This is a genomic window from Microvirga sp. GN3 (genome assembly GCF_055792825.1).
The window spans coordinates 1-20,757 of record NZ_JBVVAK010000057.1 but is presented as its reverse complement, the minus strand read 5'-3'; the positions used below and the strand labels follow the sequence as shown (position 1 = coordinate 20,757).

Annotated in this window: 20 protein-coding genes; 11 read left to right on the top strand and 9 right to left on the bottom strand. The window is 61.4% G+C overall.

The annotated features are described in order from the left end of the window. The first annotated feature begins 76 nt into the window (after nt 1-76). The 7 genes from ytfR to mmsB all read left to right on the top strand — a co-directional run bounded on the left by ytfR (nt 77) and on the right by mmsB (nt 8,510). A complete protein-coding gene (gene ytfR / locus ACS5Q1_RS24390) occupies nt 77-1,585 on the top strand; it encodes a galactofuranose ABC transporter, ATP-binding protein YtfR (protein WP_473100594.1) in 1,509 nt (502 codons plus the stop codon). Further along, the gene (gene ytfT, locus ACS5Q1_RS24385; protein WP_473100593.1) at nt 1,586-2,590 is read left to right on the top strand and encodes a galactofuranose ABC transporter, ATP-binding protein YtfT; all 1,005 of its coding nucleotides are present in this window, start codon (nt 1,586-1,588) and stop codon (nt 2,588-2,590) included. Beyond that, nucleotides 2,587-3,546, top strand: a complete 960-nt coding sequence (yjfF, locus tag ACS5Q1_RS24380) for a galactofuranose ABC transporter, permease protein YjfF (RefSeq protein WP_371826810.1) — start codon at nt 2,587-2,589, stop codon at nt 3,544-3,546. The genes ytfT and yjfF overlap by 4 nt, the downstream gene beginning before the upstream one ends. 20 nt (nt 3,547-3,566) lie before the next feature. Beyond that, nucleotides 3,567-4,337, top strand: a complete 771-nt coding sequence (locus ACS5Q1_RS24375) for a FadR/GntR family transcriptional regulator (RefSeq protein WP_473100619.1) — start codon at nt 3,567-3,569, stop codon at nt 4,335-4,337. Between the two features lie 347 nt (nt 4,338-4,684). After that, nucleotides 4,685-5,698, top strand: a complete 1,014-nt coding sequence (gene chvE, locus ACS5Q1_RS24370) for a multiple monosaccharide ABC transporter substrate-binding protein (RefSeq protein ID WP_371826895.1) — start codon at nt 4,685-4,687, stop codon at nt 5,696-5,698. Nucleotides 5,699-5,779: 81 nt separating this feature from the next. Continuing rightward, nucleotides 5,780-7,309 carry a multiple monosaccharide ABC transporter ATP-binding protein gene (gene mmsA / locus ACS5Q1_RS24365; RefSeq protein ID WP_473100592.1) on the top strand — a complete coding sequence of 510 codons (1,530 nt, stop codon included), beginning with the start codon at nt 5,780-5,782 and terminating at the stop codon, nt 7,307-7,309. A 91-nt stretch (nt 7,310-7,400) separates the two neighbouring features. Continuing rightward, nucleotides 7,401-8,510 carry a multiple monosaccharide ABC transporter permease gene (gene mmsB, locus ACS5Q1_RS24360; protein ID WP_473100618.1) on the top strand — a complete coding sequence of 370 codons (1,110 nt, stop codon included), beginning with the start codon at nt 7,401-7,403 and terminating at the stop codon, nt 8,508-8,510. A gap of 88 nt (nt 8,511-8,598) precedes the next feature. On the opposite strand, the gene ACS5Q1_RS24355 is transcribed toward mmsB, so the two are convergent. Together ACS5Q1_RS24355 and ACS5Q1_RS24350 are read right to left on the bottom strand one after the other, a co-directional pair. Beyond that, the gene (locus tag ACS5Q1_RS24355) at nt 8,599-8,910 is read right to left on the bottom strand and encodes a hypothetical protein (RefSeq protein WP_473100591.1); all 312 of its coding nucleotides are present in this window, start codon (nt 8,908-8,910) and stop codon (nt 8,599-8,601) included. A 181-nt stretch (nt 8,911-9,091) separates the two neighbouring features. After that, nucleotides 9,092-9,265: a hypothetical protein gene (locus tag ACS5Q1_RS24350; RefSeq protein ID WP_203440922.1), complete on the bottom strand. Its 174-nt coding sequence runs from the start codon at nt 9,263-9,265 to the stop codon at nt 9,092-9,094. Nucleotides 9,266-9,500: 235 nt separating this feature from the next. On the opposite strand from ACS5Q1_RS24350, the gene ACS5Q1_RS24345 reads away from it, so the two are divergent. Further along, complete coding sequence (locus ACS5Q1_RS24345) at nt 9,501-9,728, top strand: hypothetical protein (protein ID WP_473100590.1); 228 nt, start codon at nt 9,501-9,503, stop codon at nt 9,726-9,728. Between the two features lie 78 nt (nt 9,729-9,806). Here the strand turns inward: ACS5Q1_RS24345 and ACS5Q1_RS24340 are convergent, their stop codons facing one another. The 4 genes from ACS5Q1_RS24340 to ACS5Q1_RS24325 form a co-directional block, all read right to left on the bottom strand. Then, nucleotides 9,807-10,514 (bottom strand): outer membrane protein, encoded by a 708-nt coding sequence (locus tag ACS5Q1_RS24340; protein WP_203440920.1) that lies wholly within the window; start codon nt 10,512-10,514, stop codon nt 9,807-9,809. A 296-nt stretch (nt 10,515-10,810) separates the two neighbouring features. Then, nucleotides 10,811-11,248, bottom strand: coding sequence for an NUDIX hydrolase (locus tag ACS5Q1_RS24335; RefSeq protein ID WP_473100589.1), 438 nt, complete (start codon nt 11,246-11,248; stop codon nt 10,811-10,813). A 62-nt stretch (nt 11,249-11,310) separates the two neighbouring features. Beyond that, nucleotides 11,311-11,796, bottom strand: coding sequence for a phasin family protein (locus tag ACS5Q1_RS24330; protein ID WP_473100588.1), 486 nt, complete (start codon nt 11,794-11,796; stop codon nt 11,311-11,313). Nucleotides 11,797-11,830: 34 nt separating this feature from the next. Then, entirely contained in the window at nt 11,831-12,211 is a 381-nt protein-coding gene (locus ACS5Q1_RS24325) for a phasin (protein ID WP_473100587.1), read from the bottom strand. 200 nt (nt 12,212-12,411) lie between these two features. Between ACS5Q1_RS24325 and ACS5Q1_RS24320 the strand changes: the two genes are divergently transcribed. The 3 genes from ACS5Q1_RS24320 (at nt 12,412) to ACS5Q1_RS24310 (ending at nt 18,329) form a co-directional block, all read left to right on the top strand. Beyond that, entirely contained in the window at nt 12,412-15,075 is a 2,664-nt protein-coding gene (locus tag ACS5Q1_RS24320; RefSeq protein ID WP_473100586.1) for a PAS domain-containing sensor histidine kinase, read from the top strand. After that, nucleotides 15,075-15,533, top strand: a complete 459-nt coding sequence (locus ACS5Q1_RS24315; protein ID WP_473100585.1) for a GNAT family N-acetyltransferase — start codon at nt 15,075-15,077, stop codon at nt 15,531-15,533. The genes ACS5Q1_RS24320 and ACS5Q1_RS24315 overlap by 1 nt, the downstream gene beginning before the upstream one ends. Before the next feature lie 72 nt (nt 15,534-15,605). Further along, complete coding sequence (locus tag ACS5Q1_RS24310; RefSeq protein WP_473100584.1) at nt 15,606-18,329, top strand: bifunctional acetate--CoA ligase family protein/GNAT family N-acetyltransferase; 2,724 nt, start codon at nt 15,606-15,608, stop codon at nt 18,327-18,329. Between the two features lie 172 nt (nt 18,330-18,501). Here the strand turns inward: ACS5Q1_RS24310 and bfr are convergent, their stop codons facing one another. The 3 genes from bfr to ACS5Q1_RS24295 form a co-directional block, all read right to left on the bottom strand. After that, on the bottom strand, nt 18,502-18,990 hold the full coding sequence (gene bfr, locus ACS5Q1_RS24305; protein ID WP_203440914.1) for a bacterioferritin: 489 nt from the start codon (nt 18,988-18,990) through the stop codon (nt 18,502-18,504). An 81-nt stretch (nt 18,991-19,071) separates the two neighbouring features. Further along, the gene (locus tag ACS5Q1_RS24300) at nt 19,072-19,329 is read right to left on the bottom strand and encodes a (2Fe-2S)-binding protein (RefSeq protein ID WP_203440913.1); all 258 of its coding nucleotides are present in this window, start codon (nt 19,327-19,329) and stop codon (nt 19,072-19,074) included. A 256-nt stretch (nt 19,330-19,585) separates the two neighbouring features. Further along, nucleotides 19,586-20,155 (bottom strand): putative glycolipid-binding domain-containing protein, encoded by a 570-nt coding sequence (locus ACS5Q1_RS24295; RefSeq protein WP_473100583.1) that lies wholly within the window; start codon nt 20,153-20,155, stop codon nt 19,586-19,588. Nucleotides 20,156-20,757 lie beyond the last annotated feature (602 nt).

The window sequence follows — 20,757 nt, the reverse complement described above, 5'->3', positions numbered from 1 at the left end:
GGTTTGAGCATCGGATCGATCCCAAAAATGCAAATCCACTTTTGGGTCCGATGCTCTAGGGGCCGGTGAGGACGTGATGCCACCATTGACAGAGCAGCCTCAGCTCCTTGAGATCCGAGGTCTCACGAAGGGTTTCCCGGGCGTGCAAGCGCTCGACCACGTGGACTTCACGCTGCATGCGGGCGAGATCCACGGGCTGCTCGGTGAGAACGGCGCCGGCAAGTCGACATTGATCAAGGTGCTGACCGGTGTGTTCAAGCGCGATGCTGGCACCATTCGCCTCGATGGGCAGGAGATCGCCGCACGGGATCCTGCGGATGCGCTCTCGCTTGGCATCGGAACGGTGTATCAGGAAGTCAATCTGCTGCCGAACCTGTCGGTGGCGGAAAATCTCTTCATCGGCCGTCAGCCGCACCGTTTCGGCCTCGTGCGCACCGGGGAGATGCGGCGGCTCTCCGAAGAGCTTCTGGCCGGCTACGGTCTCGACGTCGATGTCGCCAATCCCTTGAGCACTTATTCGGTGGCCGTTCAGCAGATCGTCGCCATCGCGCGTGCGGTCGATCTCTCGGCCAAGGTGCTGATCCTCGACGAACCGACGGCAAGTCTCGACGCGCATGAGGTCGGAACCCTTTTCAAGATCCTGAGGGATCTCAAGAGCCGCGGCATCGGCATCGTATTCGTCACGCATTTCCTCGATCAGGTTTACGCGGTCTGTGACCGGATCACCGTGTTGCGCAATGGGCGCCTCGTGGGCTCCCGTCCCATCGCGGAATTGCCGCGAATCGAGCTCGTCTCCATGATGCTGGGGCGCGAGCTCGCCGCGGAAGCTCTGCATCGCAACCAGCGTAGCGCCGTCACGGGCGAGCCGCTTGTCGCATTCAAGGATTACGGCAAGCGCCGTCTCATGGAGCCGTTCGATCTGGCGGTGCGCCCCGGCGAGGTCGTGGGCCTTGCCGGCCTCCTCGGCTCCGGCCGGACGGAAACCGCCAAACTGGTCTTCGGCATCGAGCGCGCCGACAGCGGTCAGGCCTTCGTCGACGGCAAGCCCGTGCGCATCGCCACGCCGCGCGATGCGGCCCGGTTGCGGTTCGGATTCACGCCCGAAGATCGCAAGACGGAAGGCATCGTGGCGGAGCTGTCGGTCCGCGAGAACATCATCCTGGCTCTCCAGGCGCAGCGCGGGTGGCTGCGCCTGATCCCGAGGCGCAGGCAGGAGGAGATCGCTGACCGCTTCATCAAGCTTCTCGACATCCGCACGCCGGATGCGGAGAAGCCCATCGGTCTTCTCTCCGGCGGCAATCAGCAGAAGGCGCTGCTTGCCCGCTGGCTTGCCACCGAGCCGCGCTTTCTCATTCTGGACGAGCCGACACGCGGTATCGATGTCGGTGCCCATGCGGAGATCATCCGCCTGATCGAACGGCTGTGCGAGGACGGACTTGCCCTTCTCGTCATCTCGTCTGAGCTGGAGGAGATTTCGTCCTACAGTGACCGGGTCGTGGTCCTGCGCGACCGGCGGCATGTGCGCGAATTGTCCGGATCCGAGGTGAGCGCCGATACCATCATGACAACCATCGCAGGCCATTGAATGAGCGGCATGATTCAGGCCAGTTCTCCACGCACCCTTCCCAAGGGGCTTCCGCAGGTTGCGGCGCTCCTTCTCGTCTTTCTCGTCAACTGGCTCGTCTTTCGCGACTTCTTCGCCCTGCGCCTACAGGATGGCCGCCTCTTCGGCAGTCTCATCGATGTGCTGAACCGCGGTGCGCCGGTGGCTATCCTGGCCTTGGGGATGACCCTTGTCATCGCGACCCGCGGCATCGATCTCTCTGTCGGTGCCGTCATGGCGATTGCCGGCGCGATGGCCGCGACATTGACGGCACAGGGCTATCCGCTTCCCGTCGCCCTGGCCGCTGCCGCAGGCATCGGCCTCGCCTGTGGCTTATGGAATGGCTTCCTCGTCGCCGTGCTCGAAATTCAGCCCTTCGTGGCAACCCTGATCCTGATGGTGGCCGGGCGCGGTTTCGCGCAGCTGATCACGGAGGGGCAGATCATCACCTTTGTGAGCGAGGGTTTTGCCGCCATCGGCGGCGGCTCCTTTCTGATGCTGCCGATGCCGGTCGTGATCGCCATCGTGATGCTGATCATCACGCACTTCATCGTGCGGTACACGGCCCTAGGTCTCTTCATCGAGTCCATTGGCGCCAATGTCCGTTCGAGCGCCTATGCCGGGATCGGCACCAAGGTCGTGACCATCGCGGTCTACATGTGGTGCGGCCTGTGCGCGGCGATTGCCGGGCTGATCGTGACGGCGGATATCCGCGGCGCCGATGCCAACAATGCCGGACTCTGGCTCGAACTCGATGCGATCCTGGCCGTGGTGATCGGCGGCACGTCCCTGTTCGGCGGTCGCTTCAGCCTCGGCCTCTCCGTCGTTGGAGCCCTGATCATCCAGGCCATGAACACGGGTATCCTGCTGAGCGGCTATCCGCCGGAATACAACCTCATCGTGAAAGCCATCGTGGTGCTCGCCGTGCTTCTCGCCCAGTCGCCGGTTCTCTCGGCCGTCCGTTCCGTGTGGAAGGCAAGAACATGATCAGGCGCCATCTTCCGGTTCTCATCACGCTTGCCGTCTTCGTCGTCGGCTACCTGATTTGCCTCGCACAGTTTCCGAGCTTCGCTTCGACCCGCGTGATTGGCAATCTTTTGACCGACAATGCCTTCCTGGGCATCGTGGCGGTCGGCATGACCTTCGTGATCCTGTCCGGTGGCATCGATCTCTCGGTCGGCTCTGTCATCGCGTTCACCGGCGTGTTCCTCGCCGTCACCATCGAGAAATACGGCCTCAATCCCTATCTCGCCTTCGTTCTCATCCTGGGGATCGCCGCGCTGTTCGGGGCCGGCATGGGCTTCCTGATCCATACGTTCCAGATCCCGGCCTTCATCGTGACCCTGGCGGGCATGTTCCTGGCGCGTGGCCTGTGCTTCGTGCTCACCACGGATTCGATCCCGATCAACGCTCCCGCCTATGGCCAGATCACCGATATCGCCTTTCGGCTGCCGGGCGGCGGGCGGTTGACCGTCATCGCCATGATCATGCTGCTCACCTTTGCGATCGGCATCGTCCTGGCGCATTTCACCCGGTTCGGCGCCAACGTCTACGCGTTGGGAGGCAACCGGACCTCGGCGGAGCTGATGGGCGTGCCGGTAGGGAAGACCACCATCCGCATCTACATGCTGTCGAGTTTCCTTGCCGCCTTGGCCGGAATCGTTTTTTCCTTTTATACCTCCGCGGGCTATTCACTGGCTGCGACCGGGGTCGAGCTCGACACCATCGCGGCGGTTGTCATCGGTGGTACACTGCTGACGGGAGGTTATGGGACGATCATCGGCACGCTTGTCGGCGTGCTCATTCAGGGATTGATCCAGACATACATCACGTTCGAGGGAACCTTGAGTTCCTGGTGGACCAAGATCGCCATCGGCGCCCTGCTGTTCGCATTCATCGTGCTGCAGCGGGGGCTTTCGGCGGCATCCCTTCGAACAAGGTAGAGTAGGAAAGCAGGTTGACGATGTTGAACGGTGTCCAGCGGCCTTCGAGAGCGCGATCAGCCCATGATCTCGTCGCCCATGGGATCGGCCATGACATCATGCAGGGTCGCTTTCCCGTCGGCAGCACTCTGCCGGGTGATGCAGAGCTGATGGAGCTTTTTGGGGTTTCCCGGACTGCCTTGAGGGAAGCCATGAAAACCCTGGCGGCGAAGGGGTTGATCGAATCCAAGACGAAGGTCGGCACCAAGGTTCTCGACCGCAACAACTGGAACATGTTCGATGCCGACATTCTCGAGTGGCATCTCGAGATCGGGGTCGATGCCCGCTTCCTCGGATGGCTGTTCGAGATCCGGCAGATGCTGGAGCCTCTGGCCTGTTCCACCGCCGCGGTGCGTCGCACGCCGGAGCAGCTCAAGGAGATGCACAGGTCGCTCCAGGCCATGTATCAGTGCGAGACCAGCCGCCAGGGCTTCACCAAGGCGGACCTCGCCTTCCATCAGGCCATCCTGGAAGCCTCCGGCAATCCCTTCCTGCAATCGATCGGCTCCGTCATCGGCGCGGCGCTCGCCACGTCCTTCACGATCAGTTCCCCGGTTTCCAGCGACGACCGCTTCAGGGAGGTCATGCGGCAGCATCAAGCGGTGTTCGATGCCATCGAGCAGCGCAATCCCACCGCCGCAAGCGATGCCATGTCCGAGCTGATCCTGCAGGCGGCGGAGCGGGTCCAGATCAAGCATGTGGAAAGTTCGCTGGCGACGGTCCAGATTCATGCCTTTTCGGGCGTCGAGTAGTTCGGGTGTTGCCAGGTTTCCCGAAGGATTTGGGATAGCAGGGCTCGCTGGGAGTTCTGTCGTGCAAAAATAGTATTATAGTATGATTTATTGGCTGGCATGAGAGGTCTAACACTCAGCCTGTGAGAGGGGAGTAGGGCTGTCCCACAGGGCAATCCTGCTCATCATAGGGGTCAAAAGCGGCAGCTGGCCTGCATCGAAAGCCCAAGCCGACCTGAGCCCTAAAAGCGAAGAACGCTGAATATGCGCCGGGCACAATGATGTCGTTCCGGGCATGGACGAGAGGGAGAACGACCTTGAAGACATACACGACCACATTGGCGGCCGTGGCTCTTGGAGCCTTCGGCATGCTCGGCGCCGCGCAGGCGCAGGACAAGGGCACGGTCGGCGTGGCCATGCCGACGAAGTCGTCAGCGCGCTGGATCGACGACGGCAACAACATGGTCAAGGTGCTCAAAGAGAAGGGCTACAACGTCGACCTGCAATATGCGGAAGACGACATACCGAACCAGCTCTCGCAGGTTGAGAACATGATCACGAAGGGCTCCAAGGTTCTCGTCATCGCGGCCATCGATGGTACGACGCTTTCCGATGCCCTTCAGCAGGCTGCCGACAAGGGTATCAAGGTCATCGCCTATGATCGCCTGATCCGCAATTCCAAGAACGTCGACTATTACGCGACCTTCGACAACTTCCAGGTCGGCGTGCTCCAGGGCGGCTATATCGAGAAGGCGCTCGGCCTGAAGGAGGGCAAGGGCCCGTTCAACATCGAGCTGTTCGGCGGCTCGCCCGACGATAACAACGCCTTCTTCTTCTACAACGGCGCCATGTCCGTGCTCGACCCCTACATCAAGAGCGGCAAGCTCAAGGTTGCCAGCGGCCAGACCGGCATGGACAAGGTCTCGACCCTGCGCTGGGATGGCGCTGTCGCCCAGGCCCGCATGGATAACCTGCTCTCCGCCTTCTACACCGACAAGCGTGTCGACGCGGTTCTCTCGCCTTATGACGGCCTGAGCATCGGCATTATCTCCTCGCTCAAAGGCGTGGGCTACGGCACGCCGAAGCAGCCGATGCCGGTTATCACCGGCCAGGATGCGGAAGTGCCCTCGATCAAGTCGATCCTCGCCAAGGAGCAGACCTCAACGGTGTTCAAGGATACCCGCGAGCTTGCCAAGGTGACGGTCAACATGGTCGACGCCGTGCTCTCCGGCAAGCAACCGGAAGTCAACGACACCAAGACCTACGAGAACGGTGTGAAGACCGTTCCGTCCTACCTGCTGAAGCCGGTCAGCGTCGATGCCTCGAACTGGAAGGAAGTTCTGGTCGGCAGCGGCTATTACAAGGAAGACCAGTTCAAGTAATCGACTTGCTCAAAAATAGACCCTGCGCATCTGCGCAGGGTCCTTCCTCATTTCTGGAAGGCTCTTGCCTGAGGTCATGCGATGAATGCGATCCTTGAGATGCGGGGGATCACCAAAACGTTTCCTGGCGTGAAGGCCCTGGACAACGTCAATATCACGGTCAGGGCCGGCGAGATCCACGCCCTGGTGGGCGAGAACGGTGCCGGCAAGTCCACGCTGATGAAGGTTCTGAGCGGCGTCTATCCGCACGGCTCCTATTCCGGCGAGATCCATTACGAAGGCGAGGAACGGCGCTTCAAGGGCATCGCCGACAGCGAGAAGCTCGGCATCATCATCATCCATCAGGAGCTCGCCCTGGTGCCGCTCCTGTCGATCGCGGAAAACATCTTCTTGGGCAACGAGCAGGCCAAGTATGGCGTCATCGATTGGTCCATCGCATTTGCACGAACGAAGGAACTGCTGAAGCTTGTCGGCCTGAAGGAATCGCCCGAGGAGCTGATCACCAATCTGGGTGTCGGCAAGCAGCAGCTCGTGGAGATCGCCAAGGCGCTCTCGAAGAAGGTGAAGCTTCTCATCCTCGACGAGCCGACCGCGAGCCTGAACGAGAAGGACAGCGACGCGCTCCTGAACCTGCTGCTCCAGTTCAAGGAGCAGGGGATTTCCTCGATCCTGATCTCACACAAGCTCAATGAGATTTCGAAGGTGGCGGACTCCATCACCGTCCTGCGCGACGGAGGCACGGTCGAAACGCTCGACTGCCGCGCAGAGGAGGTGAGCGAGGACCGTATCATTCGCGGCATGGTCGGCCGCACTATGGAAGATCGGTACCCGAAGCGCGAGCCGAAGATCGGTGAGACCATCTTCCAGGTCGAGAACTGGTCGGCCTATCACCCGCTCCACAGCCATGTGCAGGTGGTCAAGAACGTCAACCTGAATATCCGGCGCGGCGAGATCGTCGGCATCGCCGGGCTGATGGGGGCAGGCCGGACCGAGTTCGCCATGAGCCTGTTCGGCCGCAGCTACGGCCAGAACATCTCGGGCCGGGTGACCCTGCACGGCAAGGAGATCGATGTCAGCACGGTGGAAAAGGCCGTCTCCAACGGGATCGCCTATGCCACCGAGGACCGGAAAACCTACGGTCTGGTCCTGGCCGAGGACATTCGCAAGAACGTCACGCTCGCCAATCTCGAGGGCGTGTCCAAGAACCTCGTCATCGACGATATCCAGGAGCTTGCGGTCGCCAACGACTACCGCGCCAAGATGCGTATCCGCAGCCCCAGCGTATTCCAGGAGACGGTCAATCTCTCCGGCGGAAACCAGCAGAAGGTGGTGTTGAGCAAGTGGCTCTTCTCCGATCCGGAGATCCTCATTCTGGACGAGCCGACCCGGGGCATCGACGTCGGGGCGAAATACGAAATCTATACGATCATCAACAGGCTGGCCGATGCCGGCAAGGGTGTCCTCATGATATCCTCGGAGATGCCGGAACTGCTCGGCATGTGCGACCGGATCTATGTCATGAACGAAGGATCCCTGATTGCCGAGCTCGATGTTGCCGAGGCATCCCAGGAAAAGATCATGCACGCTATCGTTAAGTCGGGGAGACGCTGAGATGGACACGAGAACCGCCGACGAGCTTAACGTCCCCCAGCAGAAGACATCGTGGTTGGAATTCGCCAAAACCCATTTCCGCGATTACGGCATGCTGCTGTCGCTTCTGGTCATCATGCTGTTCTTCCAGGTGGTGACCGACGGCACGCTCCTGCGGCCGCTCAACCTCACCAACCTGGTGCTCCAGAACAGCTACATCGTCATCATGGCGTTGGGCATGCTTCTGGTGATCGTTGCCGGACATATCGATCTTTCGGTCGGCTCCATCGTCGGCTTCGTCGGCGGACTTGCAGCCATGATGATGGTGCGGTGGGGAATCGATCCCGTGACGACCACCATCGCTTGCCTCATCGTCGGCGGCATGATCGGCGCGGCGCAAGGCTACTGGGTCGCTTATTTCAAGGTGCCGTCCTTCATCGTCACGCTTGCCGGCATGCTCGTCTTCAAGGGCCTGACCCTGGCGCTGCTCGGCGGCATGTCGGTCGGTCCCTTCCCGGTGGTGTTCCAGCGCCTGAGCTCCGGCTTCATTCCGGACGTCTTCGGCGGCGAGGGCTTCAACTACACCGCTTTATTCCTCGGTGCCGCCAGCGTGGCTGCGATCATCTATTTCAGCTTCCGCAGTCGCGCCAATCAGCTGAAGCATGCGGTCGAGACGGCACCCTTCGGCCTGTTCCTGTTCAAGAACGGTCTGCTCGCTGTTCTCGTGATCGCGTTCTGCTACCTGATGGCGACCTATCGCGGTCTGCCGAACGTCCTTGTCATCATGGCAGTGCTGATCGCGCTCTATGCCTTCGTGACCAATCGCACCACGATCGGCCGGCGTATCTATGCGCTGGGAGGCAATGAGAAGGCGGCCAAGCTCTCGGGTATCAAGACCGAGCGCCTGACCTTTCTCACCTTCGTCAATATGGGCGTGCTGGCGGGCCTCGCCGGCCTGATCTTCGCGGCCCGCCTCAACACCGCGACCCCGAAGGCCGGTCTCGGCTTCGAGCTCGACGTGATCGCAGCTGTCTTCATCGGCGGCGCCTCGGCTACCGGCGGCGTCGGCAAAGTGACGGGCGCGGTCATCGGCGCCTTCGTCATGGGTGTCATGAACAACGGTATGTCGATCCTCGGCATCGGCATCGACTACCAGCAGGTCATTAAGGGCCTCGTGCTGCTCGCGGCCGTCTCCCTTGACGTCTACAACAGGAAGAAGTGAGGGACAGCGTCAGGCCATCAAGTTCTCAGCACAACGGCGATCCTCGCGCTCGCCGTTTTCATTTTGAGTTTATTGGAACAGCGCGGCTTCAGCGAGCCGCCGTCATGCCGGCTGCTTCAGGCACCGGACTCTTGGTCAAGGTCATCTTATTGGCACTGCGGTCGCAGGACACCGTGACGAAGCCGTCCGACGCGTTGATCCGAACCGTGACCACGTCGCTCGTGCTGACAAGCTTGACCGGTTCCTCGTCCACTTCCTGCGCAGCCTCGTTGATGATGGAGAGGCATTCGCCGAATGGCATGGAGGCAATGCGGGTATCGGCGGACTGAGCCAGAGCAGCCGAGCCGGCAGCAAGGGCACCGAGGGCGCCGAACATGATTGCAAGCAAAGAGGAGCGCATTGACCGATTCTCCCAACGCTCGGAGATCACCACGCCCGAGGCCTTCCCGATGTGTCCTATCGCACACGGGGAAGGAACGTGCCTCACCATGGACCGTTCCTCGCTGTCAATGTCGCAGGGGAGGGTGCTCGCCGTCATCGACAGATATCGCACGACCACCGTTAGAGATGTCTGAAGAACCTTAGCCGCTCGACTCCTTCTGATGCCCGGACATCTGGCGCCCTCGTTGCTCGGCTCTTTCCAAGGCTTCAGCGAGAAGGTGGCGGCTCTGCATCAGGGCATGCTCATCCGGCATCGCCACGCTCAACGTGGCGAGGATCCGTTCAGCCTCCATCTCATGGCGTATTTCAGGCATGACAATCTCCAGCAAGCTATGCTGATGCAACTGCCTATCGTCCCTCAGGTTCCTGTCCGTCGCATCGCATCGGTACGGTGAGGCGACATATTTATGACGTAATAATATCTAGCTTGAACAACATTGCTTGACGGTTTCAGGGACTATGTTCCTGGCCGGCAAAATCGATTAATGCTAAGTCTCTCATATTGCGCGTTCAGACATGATTCATCCCAAGATTGTCAGGGATGGTCCCATGACGACCAGCGGACCAGACCCTTTGAAGGATGCTCTCGTTCTCCAGGCTCGGGTGAGGGGCTTGCAGGCCCTGCTCGAATTGCAGCGCTGGCAAATCGAGGTGCTCAATAACAGGCTTTATTCGTCCGAGCCGGGCGGCGTTGCTGCGCGACGTCTGCTGGACCTCAAGCGAAGCGAGACAAAGAGGGATGAGCTCAAGGTGCCGAAGGGCATGAACGATCCCTGACGGGACAGTTGATCCCCAGCCATACAAAAAGGCCCGATGCTGCCACCGGGCCTTCAGCTTTTTCGGGCTGCTGCGTGATCAGTTGAACTTGTAGTTCACGCCAGCGCGTAGCACGCCGAATTCTGCATCGCGATCCACGTTCACGCGTCCGCCACGGTCGTAGTTGTCCTTCGTGTCGAGATCGACATAGAGGCCTTCGACCTTGGCGGTGAAGTTGTTGGTGATGGCGTATTCCACGCCGCCGCCGAGGGTCCAGCCCCAGTTGATCTCGTCGCCGCTGTGATAGCCGAGCAGCGGGTCGTAGCCACGGTTGCCGCCGATATCGCCATAGGCGAAGCCGCCGGTGCCATAGACGAGCGCGCGGTCGAAGGCGACGCCGGCGCGGGCGCGGATCGTGCCGAAGAAGCCATCCGAGTCACCCGGGTAGTAGGTGGTGCCGTAGGAAGCGCCCTTGTTGCCGACCGCAGCATACTGAAGGTCCGTCTCGAGGCCGCCCACAAACATGCCGAACTGGTAATTGTAGCCAGCCTGGGCACCGCCGACGAAGCCGCCGCCGCGGCGACCTTTGACCGTGCCGAAAGCAGGATCGTAGAAGCGGCTGTCGCCGACATTCCAGCCGTAGCCGGCATTGAGACCGGCGTAGAAGCCGGTCCAGGTGAAGACCGGAAGTGCATTATAGGCCGGAGCAGGAGAATAGCGGCCCGGCAGATCAGCCGCGTGGGCCGTCGAGGCCGCAATGGCGAGAGCCGCTGTGGCAGCGAGCAGTCCAAGAGCAGAGGTACGCATTACTGTTTTCCGTGCTTAACAACTAAAGATCAGATAGGCATTTATTGCCTGTCGCTGGTCTAATAAGGGATCGCGAGAGATTGTTGCAATATCGGCGACCGTAACCAGTCGAAACATGATTGACGGTTTATGAATGTTTGCTGCCCATCAACCATGCTGCCGATGCTCGTCTTGAGATAGCCGGCGATTATGTGCAGATCACAGCGTGAAGTTCGGCCGTGAGGCCTCAAAGCAAGAGACAAAACTTGGCCTCGCCCTTTTTCGGGGCGAGGCCTTTTTGTCGTCTCGTGCCGTGTTCAGATGTCGCTCAGGTTCGAAGCCGAGGCTAGAGCGCGTCGGGCAATCACATCGACATCCGCACTCATGGCCAACGTGTTCGGATCGAGTTCCGCAATAGGAAACCAACGCGCTTCGAGAGCATCATCGCCAGCGATAGGCTCGCCTGAAATCCACCGACATTGCACGGCGATTAGGATGTAATGCTGCTGAATGTCACCACCTGCATCCCGCACCAGAATATCGAGCGTGGTGATGATGCCTTGTGCTTCCGCATGGACAGCGGTCTCCTCAAGAAGTTCTCGGGCCGCTGCCTCCTTGACCGTCTCGCCGAACTCGATCTTGCCGCCAGGAAAACCCCACAGCCCGGCATCGGGCGGATTGGCACGCCGCACGAGCAGTGTCTGGCCGTCACGGATGACGACGGCGATGACGGCGGGAATCGGTGAAGGCGACATGAAAAAGGCCCGGCCTGGAAGGGCCGAGCCTTAACGCATGATGACGCTGACGAACAGCGGAGTTAGCGGCGAAGCGCCGATTGCAGCGGCTCGAGACTCTTGGTGAACCAGAGCGCCGTGGTCTCGGCGATGTCCTTCCACTGGGCGGACGCCGTCTCGTAGGCCTGGCGCGTCGCTTGGCTCTGCGCCTTGAAGGTCTCCGGCAGGGGGGAAGGGCTGATCGCCGAGCGCCAAAGGTCGAGAGCGACATCGCGCTGCGTGTTCACGGCGTCGATGATTTTGTCGTTCACCTCAAGGGCGCCCTTGGCCGATGCGGCCACAGCCTCGCTCACGGCCTGACGGAAGACGTCGCCCTGCTTCTTGGCGGAAGAGAAGACGGCTCCTGCCTCAAGGGGAGTCGTGGCAATCGTGGGAAGGGATGTGGGCTTCGCCTCCACAACGGCCTCGACGATCTCGGCTGCCGAGACTGCTGCCATCTCGACCAGATCGTCGGCCTTCTGCACGCTCTTCACTGTACTCTTGGCTCTGGGCTTCTTCACTTCCGCCATCGTGACGTCCTCGCAGGTTTTAGGGAGAAGGAGATTACTTCTTGGATCCCGGCTGCTTCATGGCCGACTGGGCCAGGGAGCCGAATTCCTTCATCTGAGTCTGCATAGCCTCGAACTGAGTCCGGACGAACTCGGCCTGGATCTGCATGGCTTCCTGCATGTCCTTGGCGCGCACCATCTTCTGGGCAAGGTCGAAGGCAGCCGAGAGGTTCTGCTCGGTATAGGTGAAGGTCTTGCGGGCGGCGTCCTTGGCACTGGCCTGGACGGTATTCGCCGAGCCTTCGAACGTATCCGCCGTCTTCTGGGCGGCGTTCATGAAGCCATCGATGGCCTTGCGGGCCTGCTCGACGCTCTTTTCGGCGAAATCGCGCATCTCCGGGGGAATCTCGTAACCTTGGGTCGGGTTCGTCGCCATGGGGTGCTCCTTGTCGTTAAGGCATTTGTGCAGTGCAATATCACATTGTGCGCCGCAAAATCAACTCCCTATGCCTCGCCTATTAAGGTTACCTCAAAGTAAAAGGATTCAAGTGTCCCGCCTTGCATGCTTAGCCGCAGATATTAGTCTAGAACCTCTCCAAGAGGTGACTCTGAGGCAGTTCACAGCAAGGGCCGTTGATGACGGGTGGTCCCGATCCAATTGAAGCGCTGATCGCGCGGCTTGCCGCCGAACCGGACTTGAGCCTTCTGGCCGGTTCCGGGACGGGCGTTCTCGTCTGGGATCAGGCAGGGGAGAGGCTGCTCTGGACATCGCCGGCCGCCGAGGGATTGCAGAACGCCTTCACCGATGAAGCCGGCCGGGTAACCTCGGGCTTCAGGGCGCGTGATCGTATCAAGGCGTTGGCCAGAGGGCTGGCGCCCCGACATGGCATCCGGCAGGAGCGCCTGAGGCTTGATCCGACCCGCCCCTGGCTGCCGGTCGCAACCATCTGTCGCCTGGCATCTCTGGAGAACGGCGAGACGGTTCTGGTTACGGCTTTCCTCGGGGCCGTACCCAAGGCATCCTCTCTCTCGCGCAGGTCACCGCGGGCCGAGCCGACGAGCCTTGAGACTGTCACGCAGACCGAAGCCGCTCCTCAGCCGGAAAGGCGTCCTGGCCCGATCCGGTTCATCTGGCACACGGATGCGGAAACACGTTTCACCGATGTATCGCCCGATCTCGCCCAGACTGTCGGAGCCATGGCCGGCGATATCGTCGGGCAGACCTGGGAGGAGGTGTCCGGTTCGGTCGTCGAGGATCCGGATGGAGCCGTCGCGGCTCTGTTTGCCCGTTGCGAGACCTGGAGCGGTCGCACGGTCCTCTGGAGCATTGACAATTCGCGCCAGCAGGTCCCCGTCGATTGGGCCGGCATGCCGGTCTTCGGTCCGGGGCGGCAACTCATCGGCTTCCGGGGCTTCGGCCTCCTGCGCATGGATGCCGTTCAGGAACGGGAGATCCCGGACGCCGCAGCCGATCTGATTGCGCAAAGTCTGGTCAACGACGAGACGCTCCCGTTCCGTCCGCCCGAGGAAATACCGTCGGAGGAGCCGGCGGCTGAGCCCGCGCCGTCGGAGGAGGAAACTTGGTTCTCGAACCTTCGCGACCAGGTGGCCCAAGCGCTTGCCAGCACCAATCCGCCCGAGCCGGAGCCCATCGAACGGGACCGCCCGGCCGAGAAGCCGACTCAGACATCGGGACTCTCCAATGCGGAGCGCAATGCCTTTCGGGAGATCGCTCGCGCTCTCGGAGCGCGCCTGGAGGAGGACGCGCCTCGTCCTGAGGAAGCGGCCTCCGAGGAACTGGAACCTGTTGCTGAAGCGGCACCGTCTCTTCCGCCGCCGGCCGGCCCGGCCAATGGCGATCGCATCCTCGACCGGCTGCCGATCGGGATCCTGGTTCATCGCGGCGAGATCATTCTGTTCGCCAACCGTTTCCTTCTCGACCTGACCGGCTACGACGATATCGAGCAGATCCGGACCGACGGCGGTCTCGTGCATCTGTTCCGCGGCTCTCCGGCGCTCGGAGAGGCAGGGGGTGAGGATTCCGCTCTTGCGCTCACTAACCGCCAGAACGAGAACATCGCCGTCACCGTGCGCTCCTCATCCACCGATTGGGATGGCGAACCGGCGGATCTCATGGTCATCGGCAAGGCTTCCAGGGTGGATGCTCCGCCGCCCTCTCCGGACAGTCGCATCCATGAGCTAGAGGCGATCCTCGACACGGCGACCGATGGTGTCATCGTGCTCAACGAGACGGGGCGCATCCTCTCCCTCAACCGCTCGGCCGAAGCGCTGTTCGGCTACGACGAACGGGCGGTGGCGGGTGATGCCATTACCGTCCTTCTCGCACCCGAGAGCCATATGGTCGCCCTCGATTATCTCGAAAGCCTGCGCTCGCCGGGCGTGAGAAGCCTGCTCAACGACGGGCGCGAGGTGCTCGGCCGGGAACGCCAGGGCGGCTCGATCCCGCTCTTCATGACCATGGGCCGCCTGGGCGACGGGCCGACGAACCGCCGGTTCTGCGCGGTTCTTCGCGACATCACCGTCTTCAAGAAGGCGGAGGGTGAGCTGATCGGCGCCAAGCACGCGGCCGAGGAGGCGAGCGCCCAGAAGTCCGACCTCCTGGCCAAGATCAGCCACGAGATCCGCACGCCGCTTAATGCCATCCTCGGCTTTGCCGAGGTCATGCTGGAGGAGCGGTTCGGAGCCATCGGCAACGACCGCTACAAGGAATATCTCAAGGACGTTCACGCCTCCGGCTCCCATGTGATCAGCCTCGTGAACGATCTCCTGGATCTGGCGAAGATCGAGGCCGGCCGGTTGGAACTGTCGTTTACGGGCGTCAGCCTCAACGAGTTGGTTTCGTCCTGCGTGACCCTGCTCCAGCCGCAGGCTGCGCGCGATCGCATCGTCATGCGCATGAGCTTCGCGCCCAAGCTGCCCCCGGTGGTGGCGGACGAGCGCTCCATGCGCCAGATCGTGCTCAACCTCGTCTCCAATGCCATCAAGTTCACAGATGCGGGCGGGCAGGTGATCGTTTCGACAGCCATGACCGACCGGGGCGAGGTGGCGTTCCGGGTGCGCGATACCGGCATCGGCATGACGCCGGAGGAGGTGGAGGCCGCTCTCGAACCATTCCGCCAGCTCGCCACCTCGCGCAAGCGCGGCGGCACGGGGCTCGGGTTACCGCTGACCAAGGCGCTCGTCGAGGCGAACCGCGGCGCGCTGCAGATCGCCAGTCAACCGAGCGAAGGAACGCTGGTCGAGGTAATCTTCCCGCCGACACGGGTTCTGGCGGAATAGTGACCCGCTTCATCCTGCGCCGAGCGTTCCTGTCGGACATGCCGATTGTCGCGCGTCTGAACCGCCATGTGCGTAAGGCCTGCCTGCCTTATCTGCCCGATCTGCACACGCCGGATGAGGACCTGGCCTTCTTTCAGGAACACGTCTTTCCGACGTCGGAGGTTTGGATTGCGGAGGTCGAGGGGCAACTGGTCGGCTTTGCCGGCGCAAGGCTCGACTGGCTCGACCACCTTTATGTCGATCCGGCCTGGCACGGGCGAGGTGTGGGGCACGCTCTCTTGTCAGCTGTCAGAAAAGATCGATCCGAGCTCAATCTCTGGACGTTCCAGAACAATGCGCAAGCGCGCCGCTTCTATGAGCGGCACAGCTTCCGGCTGATCGCCACGACCGATGGTTCCGGCAATGAAGAGCGCATGCCTGACGTCCATTATCTCTGGGTGCGCGATCAATCGACATGACGGCGCCTATTGCGGTTATGAGACGTTGCAATAGGTTCTGCCTTGTAAGGCTCCACGAGACGAAGGATCGCCATGTCTACCTATCGCCTCGACAAGCTGCTCGCTCCCCGTTCCATCGCGGTGGTTGGCGCTAGCCCGCGTCCCGGTTCCCTCGGCCTGACCTTCCTGCGCAATCTCATCGCAGGCGGCTTCGAGGGAGACCTTTTTGCCGTCAATCCGCATCACGTCGAGGTCGAGGGAAGGTCCTGTTTCCCGTCCCTCTCTCAGCTTCCCGAAACGCCCGACCTCATCGTCGTCGCGGTGCCGCCCGAGCGGGTGCTTGGCGTGATTGAGGAGGCCGGGAGCGTAGGCGTGTGCGCGGCTATCGTGGCAACGGCAGGCATGGGCTATGGCGCGGGCTCTCTGGCCGATCAGGTCAGGCTTGCCGCGCGCGCCCATGGCCTGCGCATCGTCGGCCCCAACTGCATCGGCGTGCTGGCGCCGCGCGCCAAGATGAATGCGAGCTTTGCGGCCCACAGCGCCAAGCCCGGCGATCTGGCGCTCGTGTCCCAGTCCGGGGCGGTGGCGGCGGGTCTCGTGGAATGGGCGGCACAGCGGCAGGTGGGATTTTCCGCCATCGTGTCCTTGGGCGACAAGATCGACGTGGATTTCAGCGATTGCCTGGATTTCTTCTCCGCCGACAGCGGCACCCGCGCGATCCTGCTTTACATCGAGTCCATCGACAACGCGCAAAAATTCATGTCGGCGGCCCGCGCCGCCGCCCGCGTGAAGCCGGTGGTGGTCATCAAGGCGGGACGGCATGCACAAGGCGCAAGAGCAGCAGCGACCCATACCGGCGCGCTCGCCGGGTCGGATGCGGTCTATGACGCCGCCTTCCGTCGGGCCGGTCTGCTGCGCGTGCTCGATCTCGACCAGCTTTTCGCTGCGGCCGAGACGCTCGGCCGGCAAAAGCCTTTCCCTGGCAATCGACTGGCAGTTCTGACCAATGGAGGTGGTGTCGGCGTTCTTGCCGTCGACCGGCTGATCGATCTCGGCGGGACGCTCGCTCCCCTGTCGGACAAGACACGGGAAACCCTCAACGCCATCCTGCCGCCGACTTGGTCCCATGGGAATCCGATCGACATCATCGGTGATGCGGAGCCGGCCCGCTATGCCGGGGCTCTCGAGGCGCTGCTGGCCGACCCGGAGAACGATGCCATCCTCATCCTCAACGTGCCGACGGCGATTGCCGGAGCCTCGGACGTGGCCTCTGCCGTCGTGGACGTGATCAAACGCGACCGCGCCAGGGGCTATCGCCAGAAGCCGGTCTTCGCCGCATGGATCGGCGAGGATCCGGACTCGGCCCGCGTCTTCGAGGAGGCGCGGATCCCGCATTTTGCCACCGAGGCCGATGCGGTGCGCGGCTTCATGCAACTCGTGCGCTACCGTGAGGCGCAGGACCAGCTGATGGAGACGCCGGATAACCTGCCTCACGACTTCGTGCCCGATACAGAGGCGGCCCGGTCTGTCGTCGCGCATGTTCTGGCTCAGAATCGCCGCTGGCTCGATCCGCTTGAGGTCAATGCGTTGCTGCGGGCCTATGACATCCCGACTGCTCCAGTGACTCTCGCGATCACGCCGGAGGAAGCGGCGGAGGCCGCTCGTCCGATCATTGCCGAGGGTGGTACAGTCGCTGTCAAAGTGCTCTCGCCCGATATCGTGCACAAATCCGACATCGGCGGTGTGAAGCTCGATCTGACGACAGAGGAGGCGGTGCGCAAGGCCGCGGCCGAGATCTTCGAGCGTGCCGCCCGTCTGAAGCCACAGGCGCACGTGACCGGCGTGACCGTTCAGCCCATGGTGCGGCGGGCCAAGGCCCGCGAGCTCATCGTCGGCCTGGCGGACGATCCGTCCTTCGGTCCCGTCGTGCTGTTCGGGCGCGGCGGCACGGCAGTGGAGGTCATCAACGACAAGGCGCTCGCTTTGCCGCCGCTTGATCTCAAGCTCGCCAATGATCTCATTGCCCGCACACGAGTATCGCGCCGGCTCAAAGCCTATCGCGACGTTCCGGCCGCCGACGAAGGCGCGATTGCGCTGACGCTCGTGAAGCTGGCGCAGATGGCGGCCGACATCCCTGAGATCCGCGAACTCGACATCAATCCGCTTCTGGCCGACCAGACCGGCGTGATCGCGGTCGATGCCCGGGTGGCGGTCGCGCCCGAAATCCGAAAAGGGAGCGGCCATCCGCGCTTTGCCGTGCGACCGTACCCGAAGGAATGGGAGCGGACGATCACGCTGCGCAACGGGCGGATGGCCTTCGTGCGGCCCGTGCGGCCCGAGGACGAGGAGGAGTTCCGGCGCTTCTTCGAGAAGATCACGCCGGAGGACTTACGCCTTCGCTTCTTCGCTCCGGTCCGCGACTTCAGCCACACCTTCCTCGCCCGCCTGACGCAGCTCGACTACGCCCGCGCCATCGCCTTTGTCGCCTTCGATGAGGAGACCGGCGAGATGATGGGCGCCGTTCGTCTGCATGCCGATGCGAACCACGAGACGGGCGAATATGGAATCCTGCTCCGCTCCGACCTCAAGGGGCTTGGGCTCGGTTGGGAGCTGATGCGGCTGATGATCGAATGGGCGAAGGCGGAAGGTCTGCGTGAGATCGAGGGCCAGGTGCTGCGCGAGAATTCCACCATGCTCGACATGTGCCGCAGCCTCGGCTTCTCGATCCGGATCGATCCGGACGATCCGGAACTGCGCCTCGTCACCCTGCCGATCGCCTCCATCGATGAGCCGGAAAAGCTCGCTCAACCGGCGTGAAACGAAAAAGCCCGCCATAGGGCGGGCCTCACTTTCTTCAGAAGCCTCATCCTGAGGGCCGCCAAAGGCGGCGTCTCGAAGGGTGGGGCGTCTTCAGTGCACTCTGGAACCTCCTTCGAGACGGTCGCTCCGCGCCCTCCTCAGGATGAGGTTGGTTCCAAAAGCAAAAATCCTAATCGTGGTCGTCTTCGAGCCCGCCGATATGCTTCTGGGCGTAGAGCTCAATGCCGACCTGCTCGACGAGGGTGAGCTGGGTTTCGAGGAAGTCGATATGGCCTTCCTCGTCCTTCATCAGATCCTCGAACAGGTTCTTCGAGACGCGGTCGCCGACGCTCTCGCAATAGGCTGCCGCCTCGCCGTAGAGATTGCGGGCATCGTATTCCGCCGCGAGGTCGGATTCGAGGATTTCCTGGACGGTCTGGCCGATGCGCAGGGGATCGAGCACCTGCAGGTTGGCAAAGCCCTCGAGGAAGATGATGCGCGCGATGAAGCGATCGGCGTGGTGCATCTCCTCGATGGATTCCTTGCGCCAGGTTTTCGCAAGCTCCTTGTATCCCCAATCGTCCAGGACCCGATAATGCAGCCAGTATTGGTTGACCGCTGTCAGCTCGCTGCGCAGGCCGCGATTGAGATACTCGATGACCTTGGGATCGCCCTTCATCCTACCCTCTCGTCCATTCGACGCCGGATGCGCCGGCTCCTTCTTTAGAGGATTTATGAACTAGGGCAAAAGGCACTTTTTTTAAAGGGTGGGTTCAGCCGCCACTTTTTCGAGGACGGTCGGACAGCAACCTCGGTTACAGGCGGCAATGGGTTCCACGCCCGCATCGACGAGCGCTTGGTCCATGATGGCACGGATCGTCCGCGCACAGCGCCCGCAATTGGGGCTGCAGCCGAGACAGCGATAGACCTGCGCCGGAGTGCGGGGACATTCCGGTCCCGGCTTGAGGCACGCTTTGACATCACCGTCGGAGAGGATGTTGCAGGAACAGACGATCATTTGTTGTTCTAGTTTAGAATTACTAAAAACTATATTAGATATCAAAGACTTACCGGAAAAGAGAGCCGGGCGCCAGTACTATTCCGTGTGCCCAGATGTCACGGTTAAGCTGTAACACTTAAGCGCATCATGCGGACCTGTAAGGACCACGTCAGTGAAAAATGGCCCCGGTTTTTCGCGCCGAACGATGCACACACCAAAGAAGAGAGCATCGCATGGATCCCAAAAGTGCAAATCCACTTTTGGGTCCGCAGCTCTAGCCGAGGCGCTTGAACAATTCGGGGTAATCGAGAACGAATCCGTCCTCATCCACGGGAAGGTCGGCGGTGAAGCCGCTCTCCAGGCTCTCGAATCGATAAAGCGAGCCTGCCTCGAGGGCCGTATAGCGCTGGTTGGCGGGCGCGACAGTCAACTCAGGCACAGTGATGTAGCAGAGGTGGATGTCCATGCTCTCGCCGGTTTCCAGGCCGAGACGCCGGACCGGCAGAGTGTTGGTGAGCGGTGTCGCTTGGATGTCGATGTCGATGCAGCCCTGAAGGGCTGGTTGGTCCTTGCCGTTCTCCCGCCAGTGCCCCCGACCATCGCTCTCCAGATGCAGTGCGTGGCCGGAGGTGGTTCTCAAGAGAGCCTCCTTCGTGTGCCACAGGGCATCCAGCTTGAGGCGATAGGAGAGGCCGAACTCGATTTCACCCTCCCGGGCAATCACGACGCCTGAGAGATCGAGCCCACCATCGGCCGGGCGCACATCCACATGTTCGAGCCCCGTCTCGCAGCCATCCCAGGCCGACCAGCGGATGGTACGGAAGATCAGTGTCGGGATGGACATAATGTGGCTCCAAGCTTCGCAGCTTCATGCCGGACGATTATGGCTCAGGCGGCAAGCTTGTCGACTCAGGTTCATTCTCTGCAGGAAATATGGAAGTATCGGCTATATTCACATCCTGCTTCCGCGTCAGAACAGGGCGCCACTAGAATAGCGTCTCAAAGCCCCCAGAATTCAGAAATTTAAGAGCATTATCAGTTATGCTCGGAACAGGCGTATAGTCGCCTCTTGTATATGGAATCTCAACATCATCGAGTATGCTTAGGAAAACTGTGAAAAACAGCAGTTCTCTCGCGTGATAAATGCATTGGTTAAGTATTCGAATGTTCTTAGGACGAGGATTTCCATGTGTTAAATGATTGCGAAGCTTTGTGACTGTTTCAGCGAAAGTCTGCTTCTGGCCAAGGAACGCTCTTATATTCGGAGTTGGAGATTGTGCATAAAAATCCACGAATGAGTTGCGGGCGGGTGGCTTATTGATAGTAATTACCCACGCCGTTGCTGAGGCTGGTTTCAGGCGCTGACGGTAGCGAGAATGGTGCCGAAGACGGTGACACTTGGCGTGAGCCGAGCCGTATCGACGACGGTGCGCACGGCCGCTTCGC